Here is a 26,719-nt window from a genome sequence, read left to right on the forward strand (position 1 = left end):
TCAGGAGACCAGCATGACCCGTACTCTTCGCCACGCCGCTTTGACCGCCATCCTCCTTATAGCGGTGCTGGTCCTCCCGCCCACGGCCCACGGCCAGGGCCTCGGCCGCATCAGCGGCACTATCTCCGACGCCTCCGGTGCAGCCATCCCTAACGCCACCGTGACCCTCGAGCGCACCGGGACCGGCGAGACCCTGACCGCCACCACGGACGCCTCCGGCGGTTACATCTTCCCGTCCGTCGCTCCCGCCGCCTACTCGGTCACCGCCACCGCCGCGGGCTTTGCCACCTACCTCCAGACGAGCGCCATCCTCGAAGCCGACCAGGCCCTCACCGTCAACGCGACCCTCAAGGTCGGTGCGACGACTGAAACCGTCACCGTCACCGACCAGCCGCCCCAGGTGGACACCACCACCGGCACCCTCTCGCAGGTCATCGACGAAAAGCGCGTCAACGACCTCCCGCTCAACGGACGCAACGCCGCCACCATGACCACGCTGGTTCCCGGTGTCGTCGTCTCGCCAAGCACCAACATCGATCAGGGCTCCACCAAGACCTTCCCCGTCGTCGCCGCCGTCACCATCAACGGCACCCGCGCCAACCAGGTCAACTACATGCTCGATGGCGGCAACAACGTCGACGAATACACCAACGTCAACGCCCCGTTCCCCTTCCCCGACGTCCTCCAGGAGTTCTCCGTCGAGACCTCCAACTACAACGCCGAGTACGGCCAGAACGCGGGCGGCGTGGTCAACATCATCACCCGCGGCGGCTCCAACAAGTACCACGGCGATGCCTTCGAGTACGTCCGCAACCGCGTCTTCAACGCCGCGAACTACTTCACCTACACCAACGGCGTAAAGACTCGCGACTTCCTCAAGCGCAACCAGTTCGGCGGCACCTTCAACGGTCCCGTCCGCATCCCGCACCTCTACAACGGCACCGACAAGACCTTCTTCTCCTTTGGCACGCAGGCCACCCGCTACCGCAACCTCGCCTCGGGCGGAACCGCGACGCTGCCCACACCGGCGCAGCTGGCGGGCACCTTCACCGGCCTGGGCTCGGCGACCGCCATCCTGAATCCCACCACGCTGGCGCCCTACCCCTGCACCCCCACGGGCACCACCTATACCTGCCAGGTCAATCCCTCGGACTACAACTCCGCATCGCTGGCGCTGCTCAAGTACCTTCCCACCGTCAGCAACGCCAACCCGACGGTCAACTTCCTCAAGCCCAGCAGCCAGAACTACATCGAGTACACCGCACGCGGCGATCATGAGCTCACCGGCAAGGACCGTCTCACGCTCCGCTACTTCTACGATCGTTACGACCAGAAGGGCGTACTCGACCTCACGGATCTCCTCACCTACACCGACCAGGCCTCCATCCGGTACCACAACGCGCTCATCTCGGAGACCCACACCTTCAGCCCGACGCTGCTGAACAACATCATCCTCAGCTACCAGATCGACGACTCCGAACGCGGTCCGCTCGCCGGCGCACCCAGCGTCGCGTCCCTCGGTGTAAACGTCTGGCAGCCCGCCTTCAGCCAGATCAACTCGATCGCGCTGACCAACTTCTTCACCGTGGGCGACAACCCGGCAGCGACCTTCCGACGTAACAACTACACCCTAAGCGATGACCTACATTGGGTGCGTGGCCGTCACTCGTTCGGCTTCGGATTCCACCTCGAACTCGCTAAGGTCGACGTTGCCAACGACTACGAGCAGCCCGGCCAGTTCACCTTCAACAGCAACGTCACCGACGCCAGCCCCGTGGCCGATTTCCTGCTCGGTGGCCTTACCTCCCTGGTTCAGGCATCAGGGCAATACTTCACCAACCGCTACCACGAGCAGGGCTACTATGCCCAGGACAGCTGGAAGATCAGCCGCCGCCTGACCCTCAACTACGGCCTGCGCTACGAGCCCTTCTCCCCCGAACATGAGGCACTCGGCCGCGAAGGGATGTTCAGCCCCTCCGGCTGGGCCTCCGGCACCATCTCGACCAGCCACCCCACCGCACTCGCCGGTCTTCTCTTCCCCGGCGACAACGGCTTCGTCACCGACATGGTGCACCCCGTCTATACCCACGTGATGCCCCGCTTCGGCTTCGCCTATGACGTCTTCGGCAACGGCCGCACCAGCATCCGCGGCGGTGGGGGTCAGTTCTACGACACCCGCCTGCCCGGCGTCGAGGACAACATCTTCGCCAACACCGTGCCCTTCGTCGCCTCCGTCAGCGCCAGCTTCGCGAACACGGCTGGATCCAGGCCCGCCATCTTCACCAACCCCTACGCCAGCGTCGCGGGAGGAAATCCCTTCCCTGCACCTCAGCCTCCTCCGGCCAACTACTTCACCACCACGAACTACCAGAACGCCAGCTATACCACCTTCAACCCCGCAACCTTCCGCGTCCCCGTCACGTATTCGTTCAATCTCGCCGTCGAGCAGCAGATCACGAAGACTCTCTCCGGCCGCGCGGCGTACGTCGGCTCCCAGGCCCGCCACCAGATCAACCCCACCGACATCAATCCCATCTGGAACCAGGGCTCGAACATCGGCCACCGGATCTACTACTCCGCCACCAACCAGCAGCAGAACTACACCAGCGCGCTGGCCACGACGGACACCGGAGGCAACTCCAACTACAACTCGCTACAGGTCTCGCTTACGGACCACATCGCCTCCTCCCTTACGGCCTTCTTCAACTACACATGGTCCAAGGCACTCGATAACAACCCGTTGGGAGCGCAGGGTGTGACCGCCGTCGTCCCGGGCTCCAGCTATGTGCTGCCCATCTACGAACCGAACTACAAGCGGCTCGATACCGGCCCGGCCGATTACGATCATCGCAACGTAGCGACCTTCTCTTACGTGTGGTCTCTGCCCGCACTCAAGAGCGGCAACGCTGCCCTGCGTTATGCCGTGAACGGCTGGCAGACCAACGGCATCTTCGCGTTCCGCTCCGGCGACGCCCTCACCGTCACCGGATCCAACGTCGATGGCACCGGCCTGGGCCGAGATCGCGCAGTCTGGAACGGGCAAAACCCCTACGGCGCCACGGCCTGCAACGGAACGACCTCCGCTTGCCGCTCCTGGTATAACCCCGCGAGCTTTTCGGTCAATCCCGCCTACACCGCCAACCTCGCGCTGACCTACGGCAACGTCGTCAAAGGCAGCTTCGTCGGACCGCAGTTCGCTTCCTGGGATGTAAGCATGATCCGCGCCTTCCACATCTATGAGCGGTCCGAGCTACAGTTCCGCACCGAGTTCTTCAACGTCCTCAACCACACCAACTTCGGCGATCCTCAGAACGCTCAGACCAACTCCGCCTTCGGCCGCATCACCTCCACTAACGGCGACCCACGCATCGGTCAGCTGTCACTCAAGCTGGACTTCTAGCTTCGGCCCATCAGCAGGAGCGGAGAGGCGTTCAACCCCTCTCCGTCCCTGCACCTCCACGCCTCATCTCCTCTTGTGTCGCTAAGGACTCGATGCTCTGCAAGCACTCGATGCTCGGCCCTGCACTCCTCCGTCGCTGCGGCCTGCTCACCGCCTTCTCCTGCCTCGCGCTGACCGCCGTCGCACAACAGCCCACTGAGCCCTATCTCGATCCCAGTCTCCCCGTCACCACGCGCGCCAACGACCTCGTCGCACGCATGACCCTCGACGAGAAGATCGCGCAGATGCAGAACGACGCGCCCGCCATCCCTCGGCTTCACGTCGCCGCGTACAACTGGTGGAACGAAGCGCTGCACGGCGTCGCCCGCAGCGGCTACGCCACCGTCTTCCCGCAGGCCATCGGACTCGCTGCCACCTGGGACGCCGGCCTCATGCGCCGCATTGGCGACGTCGTCTCCATCGAGGCACGCGCGAAGTACAACCAGGCACTCCGCGAGAACAACCACGACATCTTCTATGGCCTCACCTTATGGTCACCGAACATCAACATCGATCGCGACCCCCGCTGGGGCCGCGGCCAGGAGACCTTTGGCGAAGACCCGTTTCTCACGGGCCGACTAGGCTCCGCCTATGTGCGAGGCCTGCAAGGTGATGATCCCCACTATCTCCGCACCGCCGCCACCGCGAAGCACTTTGCGGTTCACAGCGGTCCTGAAAGCGATCGGCATACCTTCGATGCAACCGTCTCCCCACACGACCTGCAAGACACCTATCTGCCGGCCTTTCGAGCTCTCGTTGTAGACGCCCGCGTCGCCGGAGTGATGTGCGCCTACAACTCCCTCGACGGTTCACCCGCATGCTCCAGTGACCTGCTCATGCAGCAGACCCTGCGCCGCGACTGGCACTTCACCGGCTACACCGTCTCCGACTGCAACGCCATCACCGACATCGCCGTCGGTCATCGCTTCTCTGCCGACATGCCGCACGCCGCAGCCGCCGCAGTCAAAGCCGGCACGGACATGAGCTGCGGCAACGAGTACGCCGCGCTCTCTCAAGCGTCGAAGCTCGGCCTGGTCAACGAAGCGCAGCTCAATGCCACATTGCATGACCTGTTTCTCATCCGCTTCCGCCTTGGAATGTTCGACCCACCAGCATCTGTACCTTTCAACCGCATCCCCGTCTCTGACAACGACTCGTCAGGTCATGCGAGCCTGGCCTTGAAGGCCGCCGAAGATTCCATCGTGCTGTTGAAAAACGTACGTGACGCGCTTCCGCTGTCAGGACGAGCGCTTCACCTCGCGGTCGTCGGCCCCAACGCGGCCTCGCTGGCCTCGCTGGAAGGAAACTACAACGCAGTCCCATCCCACCCCGTGACGCCATTGGCGGCGCTTCAGGCAGACCTGCCCGGGCGAATCACTTACGCGCAAGGCTCGAGCTTTGTCGAAGGCTACCCTGTCCCTGTACCCGAGACCCTCTTGACCAGCATCGCGGGTGGTCGCCGCGTGACAGGACTTCGCGCTGAGTACTTCGCAGGAAAGAGCTTCAGTGGCAAACCCACGCTCTCACGCATCGATCGCAACATCGACTTCGATTGGAACGGAGCCAGCCCGGCGGCAGGTATGGATGCACATGCATTCTCGGTGCGTTGGACGGGCACGATCACGCCACCTTCGACGGGCACGCTCGAATTTGGCTTTTCGCTCTCGCACTGCAGTACGTGCTTCGATGCAGAGAGCATCCGCGTCTGGCTCGATGGAAAGGCCGTCTACAACTTCGACCATCCTGCGACCAAGGGGAGGCACGCGCCCACTCCGCGCTTTACGATGGCATTCAAAGATACCCGCGCGCACGCTCTTCGCATCGAATACGTCCACGACTCGCCACACTTCGGCGCAGGGCTCACGTTCGAGTGGCTTCCACCCGCAACGGCACTGCGCAAGCAGGCCGTTGCCGCAGCACGCTCCAGTGATGTCGTCATCGCCTTTCTTGGACTCAGCCCGAACCTCGAAGGCGAAGAGATGCCCGTCCACGTGGAGGGTTTCAGCGGTGGCGACCGCACGTCGATCGACCTCCCCGCAACACAGCAGCAGTTAACGGCCGAACTCGCAGCTACGGGAAAGCCCGTCATCCTCGTCCTCATGAACGGCGGTGCCATCGCACTCGGCGATGCCGCGCTGCAGGCCTCGGCGATCCTTGAGGCCTGGTATCCGGGCGAAGCCGGAGGCGCCGCAATCGCGAACACGCTGTTGGGCCGCAGCAACCCGTCAGCGAAGCTCCCCGTCACCTTCTACGCCTCCACCTCGCAGCTTCCACCCTTTGGCAGCTACGCCATGCAGCAGCGTACCTACCGCTACTTCACCGGACAGCCACTATACCGCTTTGGCGATGGACTCAGCTTCACGCATTTCACCTTTGCAGACCTGCATCCTGCAGATACGTCTTTGCAGGCTGGAGCATCGCTGCCCTTCGATATCAACGTCAGCAATACAGGCCCCCGGGCAGGCGATGCCGTCATCGAAGCATATCTGATGCCTGTGTCTGAAGAAGCCGCAACGGCAGCACCGATATCGCTGGTGGGATTTTGGAAGATCCACCTCGACGCACGAGAGACACGGGCACAGCATCTCAGGATCGATCCCCGCCAGCTCAGCGTCGTCGCCCCGGATGGACAACGCAGGATCGTCAAGGGAAGGTATCGGTTGGTAGTTGGTGGTTCTCAGCCTGGAGGTTCGAGCGAAACGCTATCCGCTGAATTCTCAATCACCGGCAACCTGGATCTTCCACGCTAAACGGCCTAAGCAGAGGTCGCAGATTTCGTCGATACCTCCACGACACCAAAAGCGAAAGCTCGGTGTGTCCTCCACACCGAGCTCGCAGGAAGGCAGTAGCAGCGCCGCGATCATGTCCGATCAAACGCAACGCCTGTGTGGAATGCTTACAGCTTGTCGGAATAGATCATCCTCATCAGAAAGTTCTCAATCGTCTCCTGACGCCCTGAACGCGGCTGAGGATTGATTCCTCCCGCGAGCGCTCTCTCCTCGAGTTCCCCGAGAGAATACTTTCCGGCAACGATCGCTTTGCCTTCTTCCGTCTGCCATCCTGCGTAACGCTCTGCAAGCATCGCATCGTAGCGGCCGTCTTCGATGATCCTGGCCGCCGTAAGGAACGCGCGCGCGCACAGATCCGCTCCACCAACGTGCGCGTGAATCAGGTCCTCGGGGGTGAAGCTCTGCCGCCGGACCTTGGCGTCAAAGTTGCAGCCGCCCTGCCCGAGACCGCCGGCCTTGATCACGTGATACATGCTCATCGTCATCGTCCAGAGATCATTGGGGAACTGGTCCGTATCCCACCCCAGCAAAGCGTCTCCACGATTGATGTCCAGCGACCCAAGGATTCCCAGCCCACCTGCAGTCGCAATCTCATGCTCAAAGGTGTGGCCCGCGAGCGTCGCATGGTTCGCCTCAATGTTCACGCGGACTTCGTTCTCCAGGTCGAACCGCTTCAGAAACCCGAATACCGTCGCGACATCGAAGTCATACTGATGCGACGTCGGCTCCTTCGGCTTGGGCTCAATCAGAATCTGTCCTTCGAATCCGATCTTGTGCTTGTAGTCGACAACCAGGCTCAGGAAGCGCCCCATCTGATCGAGCTCTTGCTTCATGTCCGTGTTCAGCAGTGTCTCGTAGCCCTCACGTCCACCCCACAGGACGTAGTTGCTCCCGCCAAGCCGCTTCGTCGCGTCCATGCAGTTCTTCACGGTCGCGGCTGACCAGACAAACACCTCGGGATCGGGGTTCGTCGATGCACCTGCCATGAACCTCGGATGGGAGAAGAGGTTTGCCGTGCCCCACAGCAGCTTCGTGGAGTAGCTCTGCATCTTCTCTTCCAGATAGTCCACGATCGCGTGGAAGTTCTTCAGCGTCTCAGCCAGCGTATCGCCCGCTGGCGCAATGTCCGCATCGTGCCAGCAGAAGAACGGAAGGTCCAGCACCCGAAACAACTCGAAGGCGGCATCGGCTTTGACCTTCGCCTGTGCGATCGGATCACCGGCAGCCATCCACGGACGGAAGATCGTCTGCCCGCCAAACGGATCGCCCCCCATCATCGCAAGCGAGTGCCAGTACGCCACGGCAAAGCGCAGATGCTCCTTCAGCGGTTTGCCCGATACCAGCCGCTCCGGATCGTAGAAGCGATACGCAAGTTCGCTCTCGCTGTTGGGCCCTTCGTACTTGACGGTGGGAAATGAACTGAAGATCGTTTCGGACATAATTCCTCTCTCTGAGTGTTACTGCGGATCCTCTGTTGCGCGGACTTATACTTCGGTCCCGATAGCGGTCATCATCAGCGGCCCGCGCCGCCAATGAGCACCCCGATACAAGTACTGCCAGGTGTCCTCGATCAGCGCAGCGCCTCGGCCAATCAGGCACGGAATCCATGTTCTAGCGTGGGAGCGGTGCTGATCCCGTGATCGTGAATGTCGTCATCTGCGCGGCAGCAGGCGCGGCGGGATCTCCCGGCAATGCACCGCCGATAGCGAGTCCGTAGCTTCCAGCCTGGACGGAACGTTCACCCTTGCCATCGACTTCAGAGATCTCTCGCGGTGTGAGCACAAAGCGAAGATGGCGGCTCTCTCCAGCCTTCAGGCTGACACGCTGGAAGCCGACCAGCTGTTGCTTCGGAGAAAGGCCATCGTTCCCGCTTGCGGGAGGTAGAAGATATACCTGCGCCACCTCATCACCGTCTCGATGGCCATCGTTGCGAAGATCCACCTCCGCGGTGATTTCCTTGCCCGCGTCCAAAGCATGTGTCGACAGCACAAGGTGCGAATACGTGAAATGCGTGTAGCTGAGACCATATCCAAAACCAAACAACGGCGATCCGCTGAAATAACGATACGTACGGTTCTTCATCGCGTAGTCGGTGAACGCCGGCAGGTCTGCTACCGACTTATAAAACGTCACAGGCAGCCGCCCCGCGGGATTATTCTTCCCGGCGAGCGTCTCGGCAATTGCCTGCCCGCCATACTCTCCCGGATACCACGCCTCCAGGATGGCATTGGCATGATCCTTCGCCCAGTTCACCGCCAGCGCCGAGCCGTTGAGCAGCACGACCACCATAGGCTTGCCCGTCGCCGCTACCTCCTCCAGCATTCTGCGCTGGCTTTCAGGCAGCACGATGTCTGTGCGATCGCCGCCGGCAAAGCCCGCGGCCGTCACCTTCATCTCTTCACCTTCAAGTTCGGGCGAGAGGCCCACCATCGCGACGACGAGGTCAGAGCTCTCAGCCAGTTTCACCGCCTCGGCCTGCAGAACGCCTGCAGGCGGGACCCACTCCAGTGTGATTCCCCCTCCAAACAGTGGAGCGCGATGGGCATATTCAATCAGGATTGTGTGCGGCTTCGTGTCCGCAAAGTGCATCGTGAACCGTGGCGTTGTGCTCTCGCGGAACTCACCCTTTGACGTCCCGAAGTGCGCGGCCTCTTCACCGTCGAGCAGCACGCGAAACTGCTCATGGTCGCCACATGGATAGCAATGCGCCAGCCGCATGTTGAACTCAAAGTCGCCGGCCTGGGGCATTGCAATCGTTCCGGTCCACCGCACACTGAAGGCATCCTGCGCTTGTCCGGGGACGGGAGCAGCGGAGTTCCAGTCGAAATCAATCTCCGGATCTATCCGCGATGCGACCGGAGACGCGAAATCCGGCTTCGCGAAATACTCGGCCTTCAAACCTTCGCGCGTATCTCCCGCCGCCGGATGGAACAGGGTTCGAGGCGCAGTCAGAGCGACGCCGTCGGCATACGGCGCGCCTTCCGCATAGGTCAGCTTCGCTTGAACGAACTCCTCCCGCAGAACATCCACGGGCATCTTCGGATTCTCCGGGATCGCGTTGTAATTGCCTTCAAGAGCCGCTAAAGAATCCGCGTTCGGACCGATCACTGCAATGCGCTTGTACTTCCCAGGTGACAGCGGGAGAATGCCATCGTTCTTCAGCAGGACCATCGACTCGCGCGAGGCCTTGAGCGATAGCGCAAGGTGCGCAGGTGAACGATCCTCCGAAAAGGGAATCTGTGCATACGGGACGCTGGCCGGTGGGTCGAAGAGTCCCAGCCTGATGCGAGCGACGAACAGCCGCTCCAGCGTCCGGTCAAGATCGCTTTCCTTCAACAGGCCTGACTGAACGGCAGCCGGCAGCGCCTTGTACGTCGAGCCACAATTTGTATCCGTTCCCATCAACACCGCCGTCGCGGCAGCATGCTCCTTGTCCGGGGAGGTGTGGTGAGCCTTTTGCTGAAAGAAGTCATCCACGGCGCCGCAGTCTGAGGTCACGAACCCGTCAAACTTCCAGTCCTTGCGTAGCACCTGGTTCAACAGGAGATCGCTCGCACACGCCGGCACGCCATCGATTGCGTTATAGGCACACATGATCGAGTCCGCTTTACCGTCCACGATCGCCATTCGAAACTGTGGAAGATAGGTGTCCCACAAGTCATGCGGCGTCGGATCGACGTTGAACTTGTGACGTTCACTCTCCGGCCCGCTGTGCACCGCAAAGTGCTTCGGTGTCGCGATCACACGGGGATGCAGCGGATCGGGGCCCTGCAGCCCGCGCACGAAGTTCAGCCCAAGAGTCCCGGTGAGAAGCGGATCCTCTCCATAGGTCTCCTGCCCCCGACCCCAGCGTGGATCGCGAAAGATATTGATATTCGGGGACCAGATCGTCAGCCCGAAGTAGATGCTGTGGATGTCATGCCGGGTGGCTTCATTGAACTTCGCGCGGGCCTCTGTCGAGACGACCTCGCCAATACCATGGAGCAGCGGAGCATCCCAGGTGGCCGCCATCCCGATCGCCTGCGGAAACAGGGTCGAATAGCCTGACCGCGCGACACCATGCAGCCCCTCGCTCCAATAGTCATACGCCGGGATGCCCAGCTTCGGAATCGCCGGAGCCGTATTCATGCTCTGCGCGGCCTTCTCCTCCAGCGTCATGCGGGATACAAGGTCATGCGCGCGTTGCTCCGGCAAGAGCCCAGGATTGAGATAGACGGCTCCCTGCGTCTGTGCGGAAACAGCTGCGGGCATAAGGAAGAGTGCAACGAGAGAGCACGAAAAAAGACGCATCAGAAGACTCCGTCAGGTCTGCTATGCCGAACAGGTACGAAGGGACTTGGGTTGGCACGACCAATTATATGTACCATGCGAAAGATATCCAGCGCCAGCGTCCTGCGATGAGAATCGTCACCTCGTGGCATCCCTCGTCCCGGCATCTGCACACAGCATCACATACAACCCTCCAGCCACCATGAACGCCTCATTTTATGAAGGATTTCACGGTGACGCCGGTAGTGTCCCAAATACCTCTGAAGCACCAAGGCAGGCGACATCGCAGCCGTGCAAACTCTACATCACCTGGCGAAATAATCCTCAGAGCCGGCCCCGATGCCAGGCGTCTTGCAACCTCCGGCTCAATCGCGTTCCAGAGAGCTAAATCCCGTAATACTGTTGAAGTCGTCCTCTGTAGGCAGCGCGCGCGTTGTCGTAGGCGCTACGTAGTTCGGTGCGAGGCGAACAGGTCGCCGCCTCATCAATGCGCACAAGCCGCGAAGCGACTTCGACGAAGGTTAGCGGCGCTACAGACGACGCCGACTTGGCGACCATCGCCTGGATCGCCGCACCGAGGCAACCTGCCTCTTCTTCTAAGGGGACCTGGATCGTCGCTCCCGTTGCATCCGCCAGAAGCTGACGCCACCCCCGCGACCGAGCACCTCCCCCGATCACATAGATGGTCTCCGCATCACGTCCAGCCAACACAAGATCGAGGCCGCTGAGAACGCCAAAGCTCACGCCCTCCACTGCGGCGCGCAGCAAATGATCCGCCGTAAAGTTCATGGCCGACACGCCATGCAAGGAACCCCGCGCGTCCGGAAGATCGGGCGTTCGCTCTCCGTTCAGAAATGGAAGAAACACGAGCCCATCAGCTCCTGGAGCGGTCGCGTCCAGAGCGCAATCTATGTCCAGCACCGTCTTGCCCAGCAACTGCGCCGTCGCTGTCACAACGTTCGTCGCGTTCATCGTGCATACAAGCGGCAGCCATCCACCCGACGATGAGCAGAAAGGCGCGACGTTTCCCGTCGGGTCAGAAGGTACCCTCTCGCTGTAGGAGTACACCGTCGCCGAGGTTCCCAGGCTCAACGTCACGACGCCCTCTCGCACGTTACCCGTACCGATCGCCCCCATCATGTTGTCGCCTCCACCTGCGGCGACGATGCAATCGACGTGTAGACCGAGGATCGACGCAACCTCAGGACGAAGCGTACCCACCACGGCATCGGGGCCGACAAGAGGCGGCAACGCAGCGAACAATTGCCCACTGCCTCCGTCGATCGCGTCGAGGACGTCGCGTGTCCAGGTGCGTTGCCGTACATCAAAGAACGCGGTCCCGGAGGCATCACCCCATTCCGCGGCAAACTTCCCGGTAAGCCAGAAGTTCAGGTATTCATGCGGTAGCAGAACATGCCGCACCTTCGCGAAGTTTTCCGGCTCACACTCAGCAAGCCACAGCAGCTTGGACACGGTGTAACCCGTCAGAGGCACGATGCCGAAGCGCTGGAAGAACGCCTCGCTCCCACCCATGCGCGCGATGATCTCGCTGTTCTGCGGGGCGGTCTCCGTATCGTTCCAAAGCTTCGCCGGGCGGATTACGGCATCGTGCTCATCGAGAACGACAAGGCCATGCTGCTGCCCGCTGACTCCGACAGCGTCCACGTGCGAGCCGTCCGGTGCCGTCGAGAGCGCCGCCTTTACCGCAGAGATCAAAGCATCCACCCACCACTGCGGTTCCTGCTCCCGGGCGCCCGATGGCCGTTCAATCAGAGCGTGCTTCGCATAGCCGCGACCATGCACCTGCCCGCTCCCGTCCACCAGCAGCGCCTTCGTGCCCTGCGTCCCACAGTCGATTCCGAGATACATGGAGTTCATATTCACCCTCTCATCACCCTACCGCACGAAGAGTTTCAGTGGGATACCTTCGCGTCCCCGGGAAACATAGGGTCACATTTCATCGAACCCCGGACACTGCATTGCAGTCAATCACATCGTCAAAGGAATGAGAGTTGCGACTCTATATGTTGAGCGTGACTGGGTCAGCCGTCGGGTCCCTCTCGCGGCACAATCCTGCGGCCATCGCGAAGAATCTTCATTCTGCGATTCCTGCTGCGGTATCGTGAACCTACGCCGTACCGCATTCACTGAACGTTCATGTCTTCGCCTCCTACGAACAACTCGAAGCAGACCCGAAAGTCTCCGGTTCGCCATCCCATTCGCGCCGTTCGCGAACTCGCCTATGTCGAAGTGGCTTCGACAGAGCTGACTCGCGACATCAATCGCGACCTCATCCTCGAGTACGTCCGCTCCTCGCAACCGGTCTCGCGCGTCGATCTCGCACGCCTTTCCGGGTTGCAGCCAAGCACCGTATCCTCCATCGTTGAGCAGCTCAAAGAAGAGCGTTGGATCAAGGAAGGTGGCGCCGTCACGACGGCTCGCGGCCGTCGGCCGACGATGCTCGCTCTCAACGACGACCTCCTGATCCTCGTTGCCGATGTTCGCCCTACCCAGGCGGTACTCGCCGTCGTCGATCTCAATGGCCGCTTCCTCTCGCGCCTCGTCGTTCCGCTCGCGACCAAGGTTCAGAGAAGCATCGGGGCCATCGCCGACGGGATGAATGTTCTGCGGGGCCAGTTCCCGCAGAAGTCCTTCGAGGGCATCGGCCTCAGCGTGCAGGGTCGCGTCGAGCCGCAAAGCAATCGCCTTACCCTCGCTCCCAATCTCAACTGGAAGAACTATGACATCTGCGGCGAGTTGTCGCGCCGCGTCGGGGGCCTGCGCGTCGAGCTCGAAAACGATGCCAACTCGTGCCTGCTCTCGGAGCTCTGGTTCGGCCATCTCGATGGCCTGCGCAACGTCGTGCTGATCGCCATCTCCGAGGGCGTCGGCGCGGCCGTGCTCGCTGAAGGACGCCTCATCAGCGGCCGCGGCGGCCTTGCCGGCGAGTTCGGCCACATCTGTGTCGATGCCTCAGGTCCACTCTGTGGCTGCGGCAAGCATGGCTGCTGGGAGATGTTCGCGTCTTCGCGCGCCGCATTGCGCTACTACGCGGAGCTCACCGGGAGCACAGATAAGCTCACCATGAGCGATCTCGCGACCCTCGCCGTCAGCAAGAACCCAGCCGCTCTCCGCGCACTCGAGCGCCAGAGCGAAGCCATTGGCCGAGGCCTGCGCATGATCAACGCGGCACTTTCCCCCGAGGTCATCCTCTTCGCCGGCGACATCACCACCGTCTGGGAGCTATCGCATTCCATCATCGAGCGCGAGTGCCGCGCAGGCCTGCTCACGGGCTCTGCGCCCAAGCTCATGTCCATTGGCGATGGCGAACTGGCACTCCTTCGAGGAGCCGCTGCGGTCGTCCTGCAGCGGCACTCGGGCTACTACCGTTCGGCCCACGGCAAGCAGCAGCGCGACTGAAGGTCAGCGTTCGTAGGGCTTTTCGAGGTCATAAAAGCCGGCCTCGGGAAGTGCGACTGCGCTCGCGGTATCCGGATGCTGCGGATCGAAGTGCGGGTGCTGATCCCGCAGGAGCGACGCGAGCGGCAGCCTGTCTTCGACGATGCCCCGCACCACGCAGCGCGCGAGCTCATACGCTCCATAACCGTTGAAGTGTGTGTCATCGTGCAGCGCCTCCGGCTGCCTGGGATACGTGTTCGGCGCGGCATAGACAAACAGGCTGCGCGAGGTCGGCTCGCCAATCGCCTCATACAACGTCTTGCTCATCGCGTTCAGGTCGATCAACGCAACCTTCTGCTCCGCGGCAACCTTGCGCATCAGCTCCGGGTACGGCGCAAGAGTGTCAGTAATGTGCCCTTCCGCGTCGAATGTGCGGCGATTCATGCTGGTCACCAGCACCGGCGTCGCTCCTATCTCGCGCGCCTTCGCGATGTACCTCGTGAGCAGCCCGGTATACATCTCCGGCGAGACATATCCTCCACCGGGCTTCTGATCGTTATGCGCAAACTGAAAGAACAGGTAGTCACCTTTCCTGATCGTCGAGAAGATCTTCGCAAAGCGCAACTCCCCATCGAACGACCGGATCGTCTCGCCCGACTCCGCCTGGTTGCTGATCGCCACACGATCGCCGAAGAACGCAGGCAGCATCTGCCCCCACGCCGCCCACGGCTCATTGTCCTGATCCACCACGGTCGAATCGCCCGCAAGGTACACGGTCGGAACATCCGCTGGCTCAACGCGCACGCTCACCAGCGAAGGCCGATCGCCCGCAAACTCCAACGTGATCTTGCTGTCCCAGTCCAGCGAATTCAACTCGCGGGGCTTGCGCTTGACCACCTGCGGCGATCCATCCGGCTTCGTCTGGCCCGCAACCTCCGGTGTGCGCACGTTCACGACAAAGCTCGCGGTGGAGATCTTCCCCGCCTTTGTCGCAACGCGCGCGAGCATCAGCCGCCTCGCCTCAGAGCGCACTGTCGTCACCGCATCCACCGAGCCCCCCAGCGTCACCGTCACTCGGTAGTTGCCATCCTTCGCGGGAATGGAGAGGTAAAAGTCCTTCGCGGCGCTGCAACCCCTCCCATCGAAGTGATCCGGCACCGTGCCAAAATCAAAGCCCGCAGCGCTGGCCGTCGCCACGGACGACGCGCGAAGCAACTGGACGCCGTGGCTGCCCGAGGCAGCGCAGGAGAAGGTCTGCGCCATCAGTCCAGTGGCAGGACCGAAAACCACGCAGAAGAGTATGGCGGACTGAACTCGTATCATCGACTGTTCCTTAGGAAAATGCCTGCAGGGTCGGGCTGGCGATCATGCTCCTCGCCCGGCACAAGCATAGCGTGCTCGCCTCGCCAGACGTTCCGACGAAAGTAATACCATGGTTGCGAATGATTCCGGGATCGCGAAAGACCACGAAAGTTCGCACTCGCAACGATATCGGTTGCCTCAGCTCGGTCGCCGCGTTGGCGCTGCTCGCTACCTCGTGCTTCTCCCAAACCCCGGTGGCCGCGAACCAGCTCTTCACCGCGACTCACAAGGCGATGGGCACCGTCTACACGTTGAGCCTTTATAGCCCGAGCCAGCCCCAGGCTGAAGCCATCGAGCAGCAGGTCTTCGACGAGATCGACCGCATCGATGCCCTGCTCTCCAACTACCAGCCCGCCAGTGAGCTTTCGCGCATCAACCAGAACGCCGGCCGCACCCCGGTAACCACCGATGAAGAGACGATGCGGTTCCTGCTGGCAAGCCAGCATTGGAGCCTTGTCAGCAATGGCGCCTTCGACATCACCGTCGGCCGCCTCATGAAGCTGTGGGGCTTCTATCGTCACCAGGGAGCGATCCCCTCCGACACGGAGCTCGAGAAAGCCCGAGCCTCCACCGGCTGGCAGAAGTTACAGCTCGACGCTTCAACCCGCACCGTGCGCTTCCTCGATCCCGGCATCGAGCTCGACCCTGGCGGCATCGGCAAGGGCTTCGCGGTCGATGCTGCCGTCGCGCTCCTCCGTGATGATCACGTGCCGGCGGCGATGATCTCCGCCGGCGGCAGCACCATCTACGCCCTGGGCGCTCCTCCAGGCGAACCCGGCTGGAAGATCGTCGTTCCGGGGCCGTTACCCAGCAACGCCACGCTATCCAGCATCTATCTTCGCGACACCTCGCTCTCCAGCTCCGACTGCTCGCAGAAGAACTTCGTCGCCAACGGCCATCTCTACTGCCACATCATGGATCCGCGCACCTTGCGCCCCGTCGAAGGCCGGGTGCAGGTCACCATCATCGATCCCTCCGCAACCGCGAGTGACGCGCTATCGAACGTGCTCTTCGTCGATAACCCCGACGAGAGCCTTCGGGTCTTGCAGCATGATGCCCCTGAGGCCCGCGCGTTAGTCGTCTCCAGCACAACCGATCGAAAAACCTGCACCGCATTTCGCTGGACCGCACCCATCGACACAAGCCACTGCACTCTGCAACCATCTCAAGGGCAACGCTCTCACGAAACAGAAGGAAAGGTCTCCCACGAATGAACCGTCGCGACTTCCTGCACACTGCCTCCGCTGCCGCTCTCAGCTCCTCCGCGATCGCCCGCGCCGCCTCGCCCGCGGCCAAGCCCGTGCGCATCGGCATCATCGGCTCCGGCAGCCGCGGCCAGGAGAATCTGCGTCAGCTCCTGCGCGTCCCCGGCGTCTCCATCACCGCCGTCTGCGACATCTACCCGCCGCGCTACGAGCAGACCAACAAGCTCGTCGGCAAGACCGTACCTGCGACAGCAGACCTCAAACAGTTCCTGCGCCGCGACGACATCGACGCTGTGCTCATCGCCAGCCCCGTCGGCTGCCACGCCGAGCACGTCATCGCCACCGCGCGCACCGGCCGCCCCATCTATTGCGAGAAGGCCCTCGGCTTCACCGTCGCCGACAACCAGAACATCCTCGCCGAGGTCCACAAGCACAAAATCCCGCTGCAGGTCGGCCACGAGTATCGCTACGCCGCCTGGGTGCAGGAGGCCCTGCGCCGCGTCAAGGACGGAGCCATCGGCAAGCCCACCCACATCTACGCCTACTGGCATCGCAACGGCAGCTGGCGCCGCCCGGTGCCTTCGCCCGACCCCGGTGGTAAGCTCGAACACCTCATCAACTGGCGGCTCTACAAGGAGACCTCCGGCGGCCTGGGCACCGAGCTCGGCTCGCACCACATCGACATCGCCAACTGGGTCTTTGGGGAGCAGCCTTCCCACGTGCTCGGCACCCAAAGCATCGTCAAGTACCACGACGGCCGCACCGTGGGCGATAACGTCCAGATGGTGCTCAGCTACTCCGAAGGCCGCAAGCTCGTCTTCTCTTCACTCACCGACAACGCGAAGTCCGGCAACGAGCTTTGGATCTACGGCGATGAGGGCAGTGTGCAGCTCACCATCGAAGACGCCGTCTTCTACTACGAGAAAGACAAGATGCGCCAGCGCAGTGGCGGTGTCATCGCTCAGCAAGGCACAGTGACCGGAGCTTCCTACTCCACAACCGGGGAGATGCCCTATCGCGGCCCAGGAGAAAAGCTGACCACCACGACCGAAGACCCAACGCTCTGTGCTGTCCGCTCCTTCGTGGAAGCCGTACGCGGCGAACATGGCATCGACGCCGACCTCAAAGTCGGCTTCGGTTCCGGCATCGCCTGCGCCGTCGCACACGATGCCGTGCAGACTGAAGAGAAGACGGCGATCCCGCTCCCCACCACCAGCATCTAGTCCAGTTCGCGCTCCATGCTCTTCCCGCTACGACAGCGGGAAGAGCATCTTCACGCTGGTCCCAGCAGGCTCACGGTTCGATGCTCGGATCGTGCCTCCATGCAGACGCACAGCGCGATCCGTAATCGCAAGCCCCACTCCCACTCCACCGGTATCCGAGCTTCGAGCGCGATCCACGCGGTAGAACGGCCGGAAGATCTCCGTCAGCTCCGCCTCGGGTATACCTGGCCCTTCATCGTTGATCTCCAGGGCCGCGTAAGACTTGCCCTGCATCGTCTCGCCCGTGAGTCGAAGCTGCACCAGCGTGTTCGGCGCCGTATAGCGAATCGCATTGCGCACCACGTTCTCGATCGCGCGATACAGCAGCTCCTGGTTCCCACGGATGCTGAACTTGCCTTCCTGAATCAACTCCACGCGACAGGGCCGTTGCTGCGCTTCATACGCCGCGTCAGGAAGGATCTTTTCGCACACGCCGTTCAACGACACCACGTCATACGACTTCGCACCATCGCGGGCTTCCATCGCCGAGAGCGTGAGCAGTTGCCCAATCAGCTGATTGAGCCGAAGCGTCTCGCGCTCGATGCGTCCAAGATGCGTCTCCAGCTCTGGCCCCGCATCGTCGCGCGCCAGTTCCAGCGCCACACTCAGCCGCGCCAGCGGCGACCGCAGCTCATGCGAGATATCCCGCACCAGCAGCTTCTGCGCGCCCACCATGGACTCCAGCCGTTCGGCCATGTGGTTGAAGTCATGCACCAGCCCCTGGAACTCATCCGAGTTTGCCTGCGCCGCTTGCTTCGGCGACTGGTCGACACGCACATCCAGCTTGCCTTCTGCAAGCTTTCGCGCTGCCCTGCGCAGCCGCACTAGCGGCCTGCTGATGAACAACACCAGCACAAACGTCGTCGCACCGCCCACAAGGATCGCCACCGGAAGCTGCGGCACCGCAAAGTGCCAGTACTGCCACCGCCGAGGTGGAGGACGATGCCTCGCCGGTGGAGCGATCCACACATACTCGTAGCGCGCGCCAGTCTTCGATGTCTCCGGCACCAGCGCTCCGAAGCTCCCGTTGAAGTCGCGCAGATCGATCCTGTCTGCAATATGGGGACGCACACCGGCCACCGCAACCTTGAGCGAGTGATTGCAGATCACATCGCCCTCCTGGTCCAGCAGCGCCGAGCCTTCCGGCTCAAACCGGCCGGCCACCGAAGCGAACGCCGGGCAACCTCCCGCGTCATACGCCTTGATGGCGATCTCCGCATTGTTACGCAGCGTGCTGTCGAGCGCTTCCGCGATAGACCCGCCATTGGGGAAATGCTGCGAGACAATCAGCCCCGTCGAGATCACAAAGATGAGGCTCTGCGCCAGCCAGAAGATGGCAAAGATCCGAAGAAAGAGTCCACGCATGGCTTAGCTGCGACCTCCTGCGGTACGCCGCAGCACAAGTTGATACCCGGCGCCACGAACCGTCTTCACCAGGTCTTCCCCGTTGCCATCGCGAGCCAGCTTCTTGCGCAGCCGGCTCACATGCATGTCGAGGCTGCGATCGAATGGATTGAAGTCGCGCCCCAGCACCTCTTCCGAGAGCTTGTCGCGATCCACCACCTTGCCGGGCGAGCGCATCAGAACCTCGAGCAACGCGAACTCCACATCGGTCAGGTCCAGCGCATCGCCGTTCAGTGTGACGGAACGGGTCGCACGATCCAGCGTCAGGCCGTCAACGCTGATGGTCGTCCGCTCTTCACTCGAGACAGGCACCATGGCACGGCGGCGAATCGCACGAATTCGCGCCAGCAGTTCGCGCGCATTGAAGGGCTTCGCGAGGTAATCATCGGCGCCAAGCTCCAGCCCCACGATGCGGTCCACATCTTCACCACGCGCGGTGAGCAACAGCACGCTGCCTGCAGAAAACGTCCTGATGTTCTTCAACACCTCGAAGCCATCCATACCCGGCAGCATCACGTCCAGCAGGATCATGTCCCACGAGCGCTGCCGCGCAGCTTCCAGCCCGGAGTCGCCACGATGGACCGACGAGACATGGAAGTCGTAGCGGCCAAGATACTGCGTCAGCATCTCGCACAACTCCACGTCATCGTCGATGATCAAGACCTCTTCCATGGCGCCCTTCGTCTCTGCGTGGATTTACCGATTTAGAGTAGCGCCGATGCGCCTTCCTGCAACAATCCTTTTGTCATGATTGGTCACACCGGTGGTGACAAATCGTTACAGTGCGCTACCCAATGTGACCGCACGCCCCGCCGCGCTGCTTTCTTCTGGAGATGGTTCAGAGAGGCAACGCATGATTCGCTTTCGCACCTTCCTTCGTGTATCGATCGCTCTTGTATTGACGCTGGCATTTGCCACGATCAGCCGCGCCCAGACAGCTACGGGCACAGTCCGCGGCGCCATCACCGACCCCTCCGGCGCGCTCGTGCCGCAGGCGGATATCACCCTTTCCAGCAATGGCGCTGTGGCGCGCAAGGTCAAGAGCTCTGCGAGCGGTGCGTATGAGATTCCGCGGCTCACGCCCGGCCGCTACACCCTCTCCGTGGTTGCCAAAGGCTTCAGCCCGGCGCTCGTCAATGACGTCATGGTTCCCGCGGACAAGCCTGTATCCCAGAACATCCAGCTCGAGATCTCCGTCGATACCCAGGTCCAGGTCGACACCGACGCTCCCGGCGTCAGCGTAAGCCCCGATGAGAACGCCAACTCCATCGTCATCAAGGGCAAGGACCTCGATGCTCTCTCCGACGATCCCGACGATCTGCAGAATGAGCTCACCGCACTCGCCGGTCCCTCCGCCGGACCTTCCGGTGGTGAGATCTACATCGACGGCTTCAGCGGCGGACAGCTCCCGCCCAAGAGCGCCATCCGCGAGATCCGCGTCAATCGCAATCCCTTCTCCGCCGCGTACGACAAGCTCGGCTACGGCCGCATCGAGATCCTCACCAAGCCTGGCACCGACAAGTTCCACGGCTCGCTCATGGTCAACGGCAACGACAACGCCTTCAACTCCCTCAACCCCTTCGTCACCAGCGAACCCGCCTACTACTCCACCTTCTTCACCGGCAACGTCAGCGGTGCGCTGACCAGGAAGGCCTCCTACTTCGCCAACGTCTTCCGCCGCGACAACGCCTCCAACTCCATCGTCAACGCCGAGATCCTCGACTCCAACGGCAACACCGTCGCCTACAAGATCGCCCAGCCCAACCCGCAGTCGCGGCTCGACATCAGCCCGCGCTTCGACTTCCAGCTCGGATCCAGCAACACCCTCAGCATCCGCTACATGTTCGATCGCCAGGTCGCGACCAATAGCGGCGTCTCCGGCCTCGCACTTCCCACCCAGGCCTACGACACGCACAACATGGAGAACACGGTCCAGATCAGCGACACGCAGATCCTTACCCCGAAGATCGTCAACGATCTGCACTTCCAGTACTCCGCCGATCGCAACAATCAGGTTGCGCAGTCCACAGCTACAACCGTCACAGTGCAAGGCTCCTTCAGCGGCGGTGGCAACAGCACCGGCACCGTGCGCGACAACCAGGACCGCTTCGAACTGCAGGACTACATCACCGCCTCCGAAGGCAAGCATGCCCTCAACTTCGGCACCCGCCTTCGCCTCACCCATGAGGTCAACAACGCCAACTCCGGCTTCAACGGCAGCTACATCTACTCCTCACTCACCAACTACGCCGCCGGTACGCCCAGCGAGTACGACGTGACCGCAGGCAAGACCACCGCAAGCATCAACCTCTTTGATGCCGCGCTTTACTACCAGGACGACTGGACCGTCCGTCCTAACCTCACCCTCAGCTACGGCCTCCGCTACGAAGGCCAGAACCGCATCGGCGATCACGCCGACTTCGCTCCTCGCCTTGCCCTCAGCTGGGCTCCAGGCGCTCGCAACGGCAAGAAGGCCAACACCGTCATCCGCGCCGGCTATGGCTGGTTCTACGATCGGTTCTCCGCCACGTACGTGCTCGATGCGATCCGCCAGAACGGCATCAACCAGCAGCAGTACACGGTGAAGAACCCAACCTTCAGCTCCAACGCACCCTCCGCCACAACGCTCGCGACCCTCAGCAGCTCCGCACCCACGCTTTACTCCGTCTCGCCTAACCTGAAGGCCTCGGTGAACATGGAAGCCGCCGTGGGCGTCGACCACAGCTTCGGCAAGCTCCTCACACTCTCTGCCACCTACATCAACTCGCGCGGCGTGCATCAGTACATGAGCGACAACATCAACGCCTACGAACCTGGCACCTACAACCTCGCCACAGCCACCGGAGTGCGCCCCAACGGCATCAACGAGAACATCTACCAGTTCCAGTCCGGCGGCGTATACAGCCAGAACCAGCTCATGCTGAACTACACCGTCCGCATGAAGCGAGCTTCACTCTTCGGCTTCTATCAGCTCGGCTTCGCCAAGTCCGATACCTCCGGCGCCACCTACTTCCCTTCGCAGCAGACCAACCCCGGTGCCGACTATGGCCGCGCCTCCTTCGACGTGCGCAACCGCTTCCTCCTCGGGGGCAGCGTGCAGGCGCCCTTCGGGATCAGCGTCAGCCCGTTCTTCGTCGCCAACGCCGGCAGCCCGTTCAACGTCACCACCGGCACCGACCTCAACGGCGACAACCAATACAATGACCGTCCCGCCTACGCGACGGCAACCGGCACCGACGTCATCCAGACCGCGCTCGGTAAGTTCGACCTCGACCCCAGCTCCACTGCGGCCCGCATCCCGTACGACATCGGCACCGGCCCCTCGAACTGGAGCCTCAATCTGCGCGTCAGCAAGTCCATCGGCATCGGCCCGCGGGTTGAAGGCGGTGTCGGCGGTTCCTCACAGGGTGGTGGCCCCGGCGGTCCCGGTGGCGGAGGCCCTCCCGGTGGCGGTGGCCCCGGCGGCGGCCTTGGGCCCGGCGGACTCAGCGGCAGTGGCGGACCTCCTCGCCTCGATCAGCTGGTGCCCCGCAAGTACTCGCTGAACTTCGCCGTCATGGCCCACAACGCGCTCAATCACACCAGTCTTGCAACCCCCAACGGCGTGCTCACCTCCACCAACTTCGACAAGTCCACCGCGATCGCGGGCGGCTTCTTCGGCTCAGCCGCTTCGAACCGCAGCATCGACCTGCAGATGTCCTTCAACTTCTAAGTTTCCCGGTCGGGAGGGCCTGCGCCATGGGCCCTCCTTCTTTTTAGGAAAGGACTCGAACATGCACGCTGGAACTCGTCAGCACACGCGCCAATGGCCACTGCTCCTCGCTGTCGTCATCGCGCAGCTCCTTTGGATGGACGTCTTTCTGCTCTCCGGCACCCGGGCCCTGCTGCTGTCCATCTTCCTAAGCCACGACATGCCCCAATCCATACACCAGTCAGCCCCCACGCTAGCCGGCCGGGTCCCCGCCACGTCACGCCAGCTCAATCAGGATTAGCCATGCCACTCTTTCGCATCACCGTCGAGCCACTCCCGGCCGCTTCAAGCGCGCTTCCCGAGGATGCCTCGGCCCTCGTCTTCGACGTCGACAACCACGACGACATCATCGCCATCGCCCGCCGTATGAACGGACGTTTCGACCTCGATGAACCCACCAGCCAGGCCTTTGCCATTGGCCTCAAACTCTTCGGCGAAGTCATCCTCAAGAACCGCCAGCGCGAGCCCTTCAGCCTCATCCGGCCTGCCATGGCCGACTTCATGAAGGCCGTGAAGGGGCAGCACACCTCTGACTCTTCGGCCCAATAACGGCTTTGCACGAACATCGAACGATGGTTTGATATCTCTCCCGGAGCAGCGCGGATCTGGGTATAGTACATCTACGACTATTTCAGTCGCATATACACATGAGGCTGAACGTGAGCTCTTCTCTTCGCACTCTTTCCTCCATCGCCGCACTCGTGGCGGTAGCAGCAATCTCGACCCCGTTAGCCCAAGCCCAGGGCCCCGGTGGCCGGCAGCAGCCTCGCTTCGCCCTGCAGGCCCTCGACCTCAACCACGACGGCACCCTCTCCGCCGATGAGATCAAAGCCGCTCCCTCGAGCCTGCTGACGCTCGACCGCAACGGCGACGGCGAGCTTACGGCCGACGAGCTCACGGGCCGGCCACCCGAGGCCGACGCCGCCAATGACCAGCTTGTGCAGCAGCTGATGACCTTCGACAAAGCCGGCAAAGGCTACCTCGTCGCCACCGATTTGCCCGAGCGCATGCAGGGCATGTTCACCCGTGGTGATGCCAACCACGATGGCAAGCTTACCTCCGACGAGATCCGCACCCTCAGCAACCGTCAGGCTATGCCAGCCGGCTCCAGCGCCCGCCCCGGCCACGCCCAGGGCACCTTCCGCATGGACCCCATCCTCAATGCACTCGATCTCAATCACAACGGCATCCTAGAAGCCAACGAGATCGCCGTCGCGACCACGTCGCTGCTAACCCTCGACGCGAATCATGACGGAAACTTAACCTCCGACGAGATCCGCGTGCGGCAGCAAACGGTCGAAGATCGAATCAATCACATGTTCGACGAGTTCGATACCAACAAGGACGGCAAGCTCCAGCGCACCGAAGTCCCGGAGAGCCTCGCAAAGGACTTCGACGCGATGGATAGCAACCACGACGGTGTGCTCGACAAGGCCGAGGTGCTGCAGTACATGACCACACATACTCCCGCGCGTCGCGAAGGCCCCGGTGGCAACGAAGGCGAACACCGTCCCGACGGACCGCCACCGCAACAGATTTAGGGCGTTCCTGAAATCGACTTCAACGAAATCGACAAACACCCTGCACGGATAAGGAGAGAAGAATGCGCGGAAAGACGCGACGCCTGCTGAGTGCCCTCAGCGTGATCCCCATGGCTGCAGCGCCGCTGGCCCAGAACGCCTTCGCCGTTCAGCCAACCGGCGCCCCCACCGGCCCCCAGCTCGGCGCCTGGAGCTTCCACCACGAGAACGTCCTCGGCACCAGCCTGCAGATGCACGTCAGCGCAAGGGATGAAGCCTCCGCTGCCCGCGCCGAAGCCGCTGCCCTCGGCGTCTTCGACCGCCAGCGCTCCATCCTCAGCGCCTGGGACGAGCACAGCGAGTTCTCCCGCTGGGAGCGCACGCGCTTTGAGGCCGTACCCGTCTCCAACGATCTCTTCGCCGTCCTCGCCGCCTTCGATACCTGGCGTGACCGCACCGGCGGCGCCCTCGATCCAAGCGTCGAAGCCGCAACCCGCCTCTGGAAGTCCACCACCGCCGAGGGCCGCGTGCCCACAGCCCAGGAGATCGCCGCAACCCGCGAGGCCGTCGCGCAGCCGCACTGGATCCTCGACGCTCAGCACAAAACAGCGACCCGCGTCAGCGATACTCCCCTCGCTCTCGCCTCCTTCGCCAAGAGCTGGATCACCGCCAAGGCCGCCGACGCTGCCCTCGCAGCCGGGGCCACCGGCATCATGCTCAACGTCGGCGGAGACGTCGTCGCGCGCGGCGCCATGACCCAGGTGGTCAGCATCACAGACCCGCGCTCCTCAGCCGACAACGATCGCGCCCTAACCCACGTCGTCGTCGCCGACCGCACTGTAGCTACCAGCGGCGACTATCGTCGCGGCTTCAGCGCCATCAACACCAGTGCGACGAGCAAGCCAACCTACTCGCACCTGATCGACCCGCGCACCGCGCAGCCCACCTCGCACGTCCTCTCGTCCACCGTCATCGCCAAGGATGCCGAGACCGCAGGCGCCCTCGCCACCGCCTTCAGCGTCCTCACCGAGCAACAGTCCGCCGCGCTGGCCCGCAACACGCCCGGCGTCGACTACATGCTGGTCCTCGCTGATGGCAGCCAGATCACCAGCCCCGGCTGGAGCCTCTACGAGTTTGGCCCGTCCACCGCACGCTATCAGCCCGCAGGCTTCGCCGCGCCCCAGAAGGGTCCCTCGGGGATGATGGACCCCAGTTACGAGCTCACCATCGACCTCAACCTCCAGCGCATCGACAACCCGCGCTACCGCCGACCCTACGTCGCCGTCTGGATCGAAGACGCCGACCATTACCCCGTCCGCACGCTTGCGCTGTGGTTTGAGAAGAACCGTTGGCTCCCCGAACTCAAGCAGTGGTACAAGGACGACCAGGTCCGCACCATGAGCGAAGGCACCGACATCTCCCGCACCGTCAGCTCCGCCACCCGCGCCCCCGGCCACTACACCCTCAAGTGGGACGGCAAAGACAACACCGGCAAGCCACTCAAGGCCGGCAAGTACACCGTCGTCATCGAAGCCGCGCGCGAGCACGGCGGCTATGACGTCCAGCGCCGCGAGATCAGCTTCATCGGCAAGCCCGAGCAGGCCACCATCGCTCCCGGACAGGAGCTCGGAGAGGTCACGCTTGACTACCGGAAGCGCTAACAGCCTGCCACCTTCCACGAGACCCAACGTCTCGTGGAAGGTGCATCTACGCCGTCAATCTGCGATCGTCACCCGCTGGCTGCATATCTACCTCTCCATGGTCAGCTTCGCCGTGGTGTTCTTCTTCGCCGCCACCGGGCTCACACTCAATCATGCTGACTGGTTCGCCAGCCAGCAGCGCACCGTCGTCAAACACGGCGTCGCGGACGCTGCACTCATCGGCAAAGCTCCATCTCACGAGGTCGACAAGCTCGGCCTCGTCGAGATGCTTCGCTCGCGCGAGCACGTGCACGGCGCCGTCGGCGACCTCCGCATCGATGACTCGCAGGTCTCCATCTCCCTGCGGGCTCCCGGCTACACCGCCGACACCTACATCGATCGCGACACCGGCAAGTACGAGCTCACCGAGGTCTCCAGCGGCTTTGTCGCCGTCATCAACGACCTCCACAAGGGCCGCGACTCCGGTAAGGTCTGGAGCCTCGTCATCGACGCCAGCGCCATCCTTCTGGTGCTCGTCTCGCTCACCGGCTTCGTGCTGCTGTGGTTCCTGCACAAGCGCCGCACCAGCGGCTTCCTGCTCGCGCTGCTCGGGACTATCGCCGTCTTCACGCTCTACAAGCTCTACGTCACATAACAACTGGCGTCTGGCCAACTGACA

Annotated in this window: 17 protein-coding genes; 11 read left to right on the forward strand and 6 right to left on the reverse strand. The window is 62.5% G+C overall.

Annotated features, from left to right (window positions below; all coding sequences use genetic code 11):
* The first annotated feature begins 13 nt into the window (after window positions 1-13).
* Together C4S68_RS22455 and C4S68_RS22460 are read left to right on the forward strand one after the other, a co-directional pair.
* The gene (locus C4S68_RS22455) at window positions 14-3,400 is read left to right on the forward strand and encodes a TonB-dependent receptor (protein ID WP_103935370.1); all 3,387 of its coding nucleotides are present in this window, start codon (window positions 14-16) and stop codon (window positions 3,398-3,400) included.
* 92 nt (window positions 3,401-3,492) lie between these two features.
* A complete protein-coding gene (locus C4S68_RS22460; protein ID WP_235011802.1) occupies window positions 3,493-6,189 on the forward strand; it encodes a glycoside hydrolase family 3 C-terminal domain-containing protein in 2,697 nt (898 codons plus the stop codon).
* Window positions 6,190-6,335: 146 nt separating this feature from the next.
* Here the strand turns inward: C4S68_RS22460 and xylA are convergent, their stop codons facing one another.
* The 3 genes from xylA to xylB form a co-directional block, all read right to left on the reverse strand.
* A complete protein-coding gene (gene xylA / locus C4S68_RS22465) occupies window positions 6,336-7,667 on the reverse strand; it encodes a xylose isomerase (RefSeq protein WP_103935371.1) in 1,332 nt (443 codons plus the stop codon).
* A gap of 172 nt (window positions 7,668-7,839) precedes the next feature.
* On the reverse strand, window positions 7,840-10,518 hold the full coding sequence (locus tag C4S68_RS22470; protein ID WP_103935372.1) for a glycoside hydrolase family 3 C-terminal domain-containing protein: 2,679 nt from the start codon (window positions 10,516-10,518) through the stop codon (window positions 7,840-7,842).
* Window positions 10,519-10,881: 363 nt separating this feature from the next.
* Window positions 10,882-12,375 (reverse strand): xylulokinase, encoded by a 1,494-nt coding sequence (gene xylB, locus C4S68_RS22475; RefSeq protein ID WP_235011803.1) that lies wholly within the window; start codon window positions 12,373-12,375, stop codon window positions 10,882-10,884.
* Between the two features lie 279 nt (window positions 12,376-12,654).
* On the opposite strand from xylB, the gene C4S68_RS22480 reads away from it, so the two are divergent.
* Window positions 12,655-13,917 carry an ROK family transcriptional regulator gene (locus tag C4S68_RS22480; RefSeq protein WP_103935373.1) on the forward strand — a complete coding sequence of 421 codons (1,263 nt, stop codon included), beginning with the start codon at window positions 12,655-12,657 and terminating at the stop codon, window positions 13,915-13,917.
* A 3-nt stretch (window positions 13,918-13,920) separates the two neighbouring features.
* Here the strand turns inward: C4S68_RS22480 and C4S68_RS22485 are convergent, their stop codons facing one another.
* On the reverse strand, window positions 13,921-15,219 hold the full coding sequence (locus C4S68_RS22485; RefSeq protein WP_103935374.1) for a rhamnogalacturonan acetylesterase: 1,299 nt from the start codon (window positions 15,217-15,219) through the stop codon (window positions 13,921-13,923).
* A 119-nt stretch (window positions 15,220-15,338) separates the two neighbouring features.
* On the opposite strand from C4S68_RS22485, the gene C4S68_RS22490 reads away from it, so the two are divergent.
* Together C4S68_RS22490 and C4S68_RS22495 are read left to right on the forward strand one after the other, a co-directional pair.
* The gene (locus C4S68_RS22490; RefSeq protein ID WP_103935375.1) at window positions 15,339-16,472 is read left to right on the forward strand and encodes an FAD:protein FMN transferase; all 1,134 of its coding nucleotides are present in this window, start codon (window positions 15,339-15,341) and stop codon (window positions 16,470-16,472) included.
* Window positions 16,469-17,686 carry a Gfo/Idh/MocA family protein gene (locus C4S68_RS22495; RefSeq protein ID WP_103935376.1) on the forward strand — a complete coding sequence of 406 codons (1,218 nt, stop codon included), beginning with the start codon at window positions 16,469-16,471 and terminating at the stop codon, window positions 17,684-17,686. Before C4S68_RS22490 ends, C4S68_RS22495 begins: the two co-directional genes overlap by 4 nt.
* A 27-nt stretch (window positions 17,687-17,713) precedes the next feature.
* Here the strand turns inward: C4S68_RS22495 and C4S68_RS22500 are convergent, their stop codons facing one another.
* Together C4S68_RS22500 and C4S68_RS22505 are read right to left on the reverse strand one after the other, a co-directional pair.
* On the reverse strand, window positions 17,714-19,090 hold the full coding sequence (locus C4S68_RS22500) for an ATP-binding protein (protein WP_103935377.1): 1,377 nt from the start codon (window positions 19,088-19,090) through the stop codon (window positions 17,714-17,716).
* 3 nt (window positions 19,091-19,093) lie between these two features.
* Window positions 19,094-19,801 (reverse strand): response regulator transcription factor, encoded by a 708-nt coding sequence (locus C4S68_RS22505; RefSeq protein WP_103935378.1) that lies wholly within the window; start codon window positions 19,799-19,801, stop codon window positions 19,094-19,096.
* A gap of 181 nt (window positions 19,802-19,982) precedes the next feature.
* Here C4S68_RS22505 and C4S68_RS22510 point away from each other — a divergent pair, with 181 nt between their 5' ends.
* From C4S68_RS22510 to C4S68_RS22535, 6 genes are all read left to right on the forward strand, one after another.
* Complete coding sequence (locus C4S68_RS22510; RefSeq protein ID WP_103935379.1) at window positions 19,983-22,841, forward strand: TonB-dependent receptor; 2,859 nt, start codon at window positions 19,983-19,985, stop codon at window positions 22,839-22,841.
* Between the two features lie 61 nt (window positions 22,842-22,902).
* Window positions 22,903-23,121: a hypothetical protein gene (locus C4S68_RS22515; RefSeq protein WP_103935380.1), complete on the forward strand. Its 219-nt coding sequence runs from the start codon at window positions 22,903-22,905 to the stop codon at window positions 23,119-23,121.
* 2 nt (window positions 23,122-23,123) lie between these two features.
* Complete coding sequence (locus tag C4S68_RS22520; RefSeq protein WP_103935381.1) at window positions 23,124-23,429, forward strand: DUF3861 domain-containing protein; 306 nt, start codon at window positions 23,124-23,126, stop codon at window positions 23,427-23,429.
* Between the two features lie 110 nt (window positions 23,430-23,539).
* Window positions 23,540-24,421, forward strand: a complete 882-nt coding sequence (locus C4S68_RS22525; RefSeq protein ID WP_160115291.1) for an EF-hand domain-containing protein — start codon at window positions 23,540-23,542, stop codon at window positions 24,419-24,421.
* Between the two features lie 62 nt (window positions 24,422-24,483).
* The gene (locus C4S68_RS22530; RefSeq protein ID WP_235011804.1) at window positions 24,484-26,061 is read left to right on the forward strand and encodes a DUF2271 domain-containing protein; all 1,578 of its coding nucleotides are present in this window, start codon (window positions 24,484-24,486) and stop codon (window positions 26,059-26,061) included.
* Window positions 26,042-26,695: a PepSY-associated TM helix domain-containing protein gene (locus tag C4S68_RS22535; protein WP_235011805.1), complete on the forward strand. Its 654-nt coding sequence runs from the start codon at window positions 26,042-26,044 to the stop codon at window positions 26,693-26,695. The genes C4S68_RS22530 and C4S68_RS22535 overlap by 20 nt, the downstream gene beginning before the upstream one ends.
* Window positions 26,696-26,719 lie beyond the last annotated feature (24 nt).

The organism is Bryocella elongata (assembly GCF_900108185.1).
In the GTDB taxonomy this organism is placed as follows: domain Bacteria; phylum Acidobacteriota; class Terriglobia; order Terriglobales; family Acidobacteriaceae; genus Granulicella; species Granulicella elongata.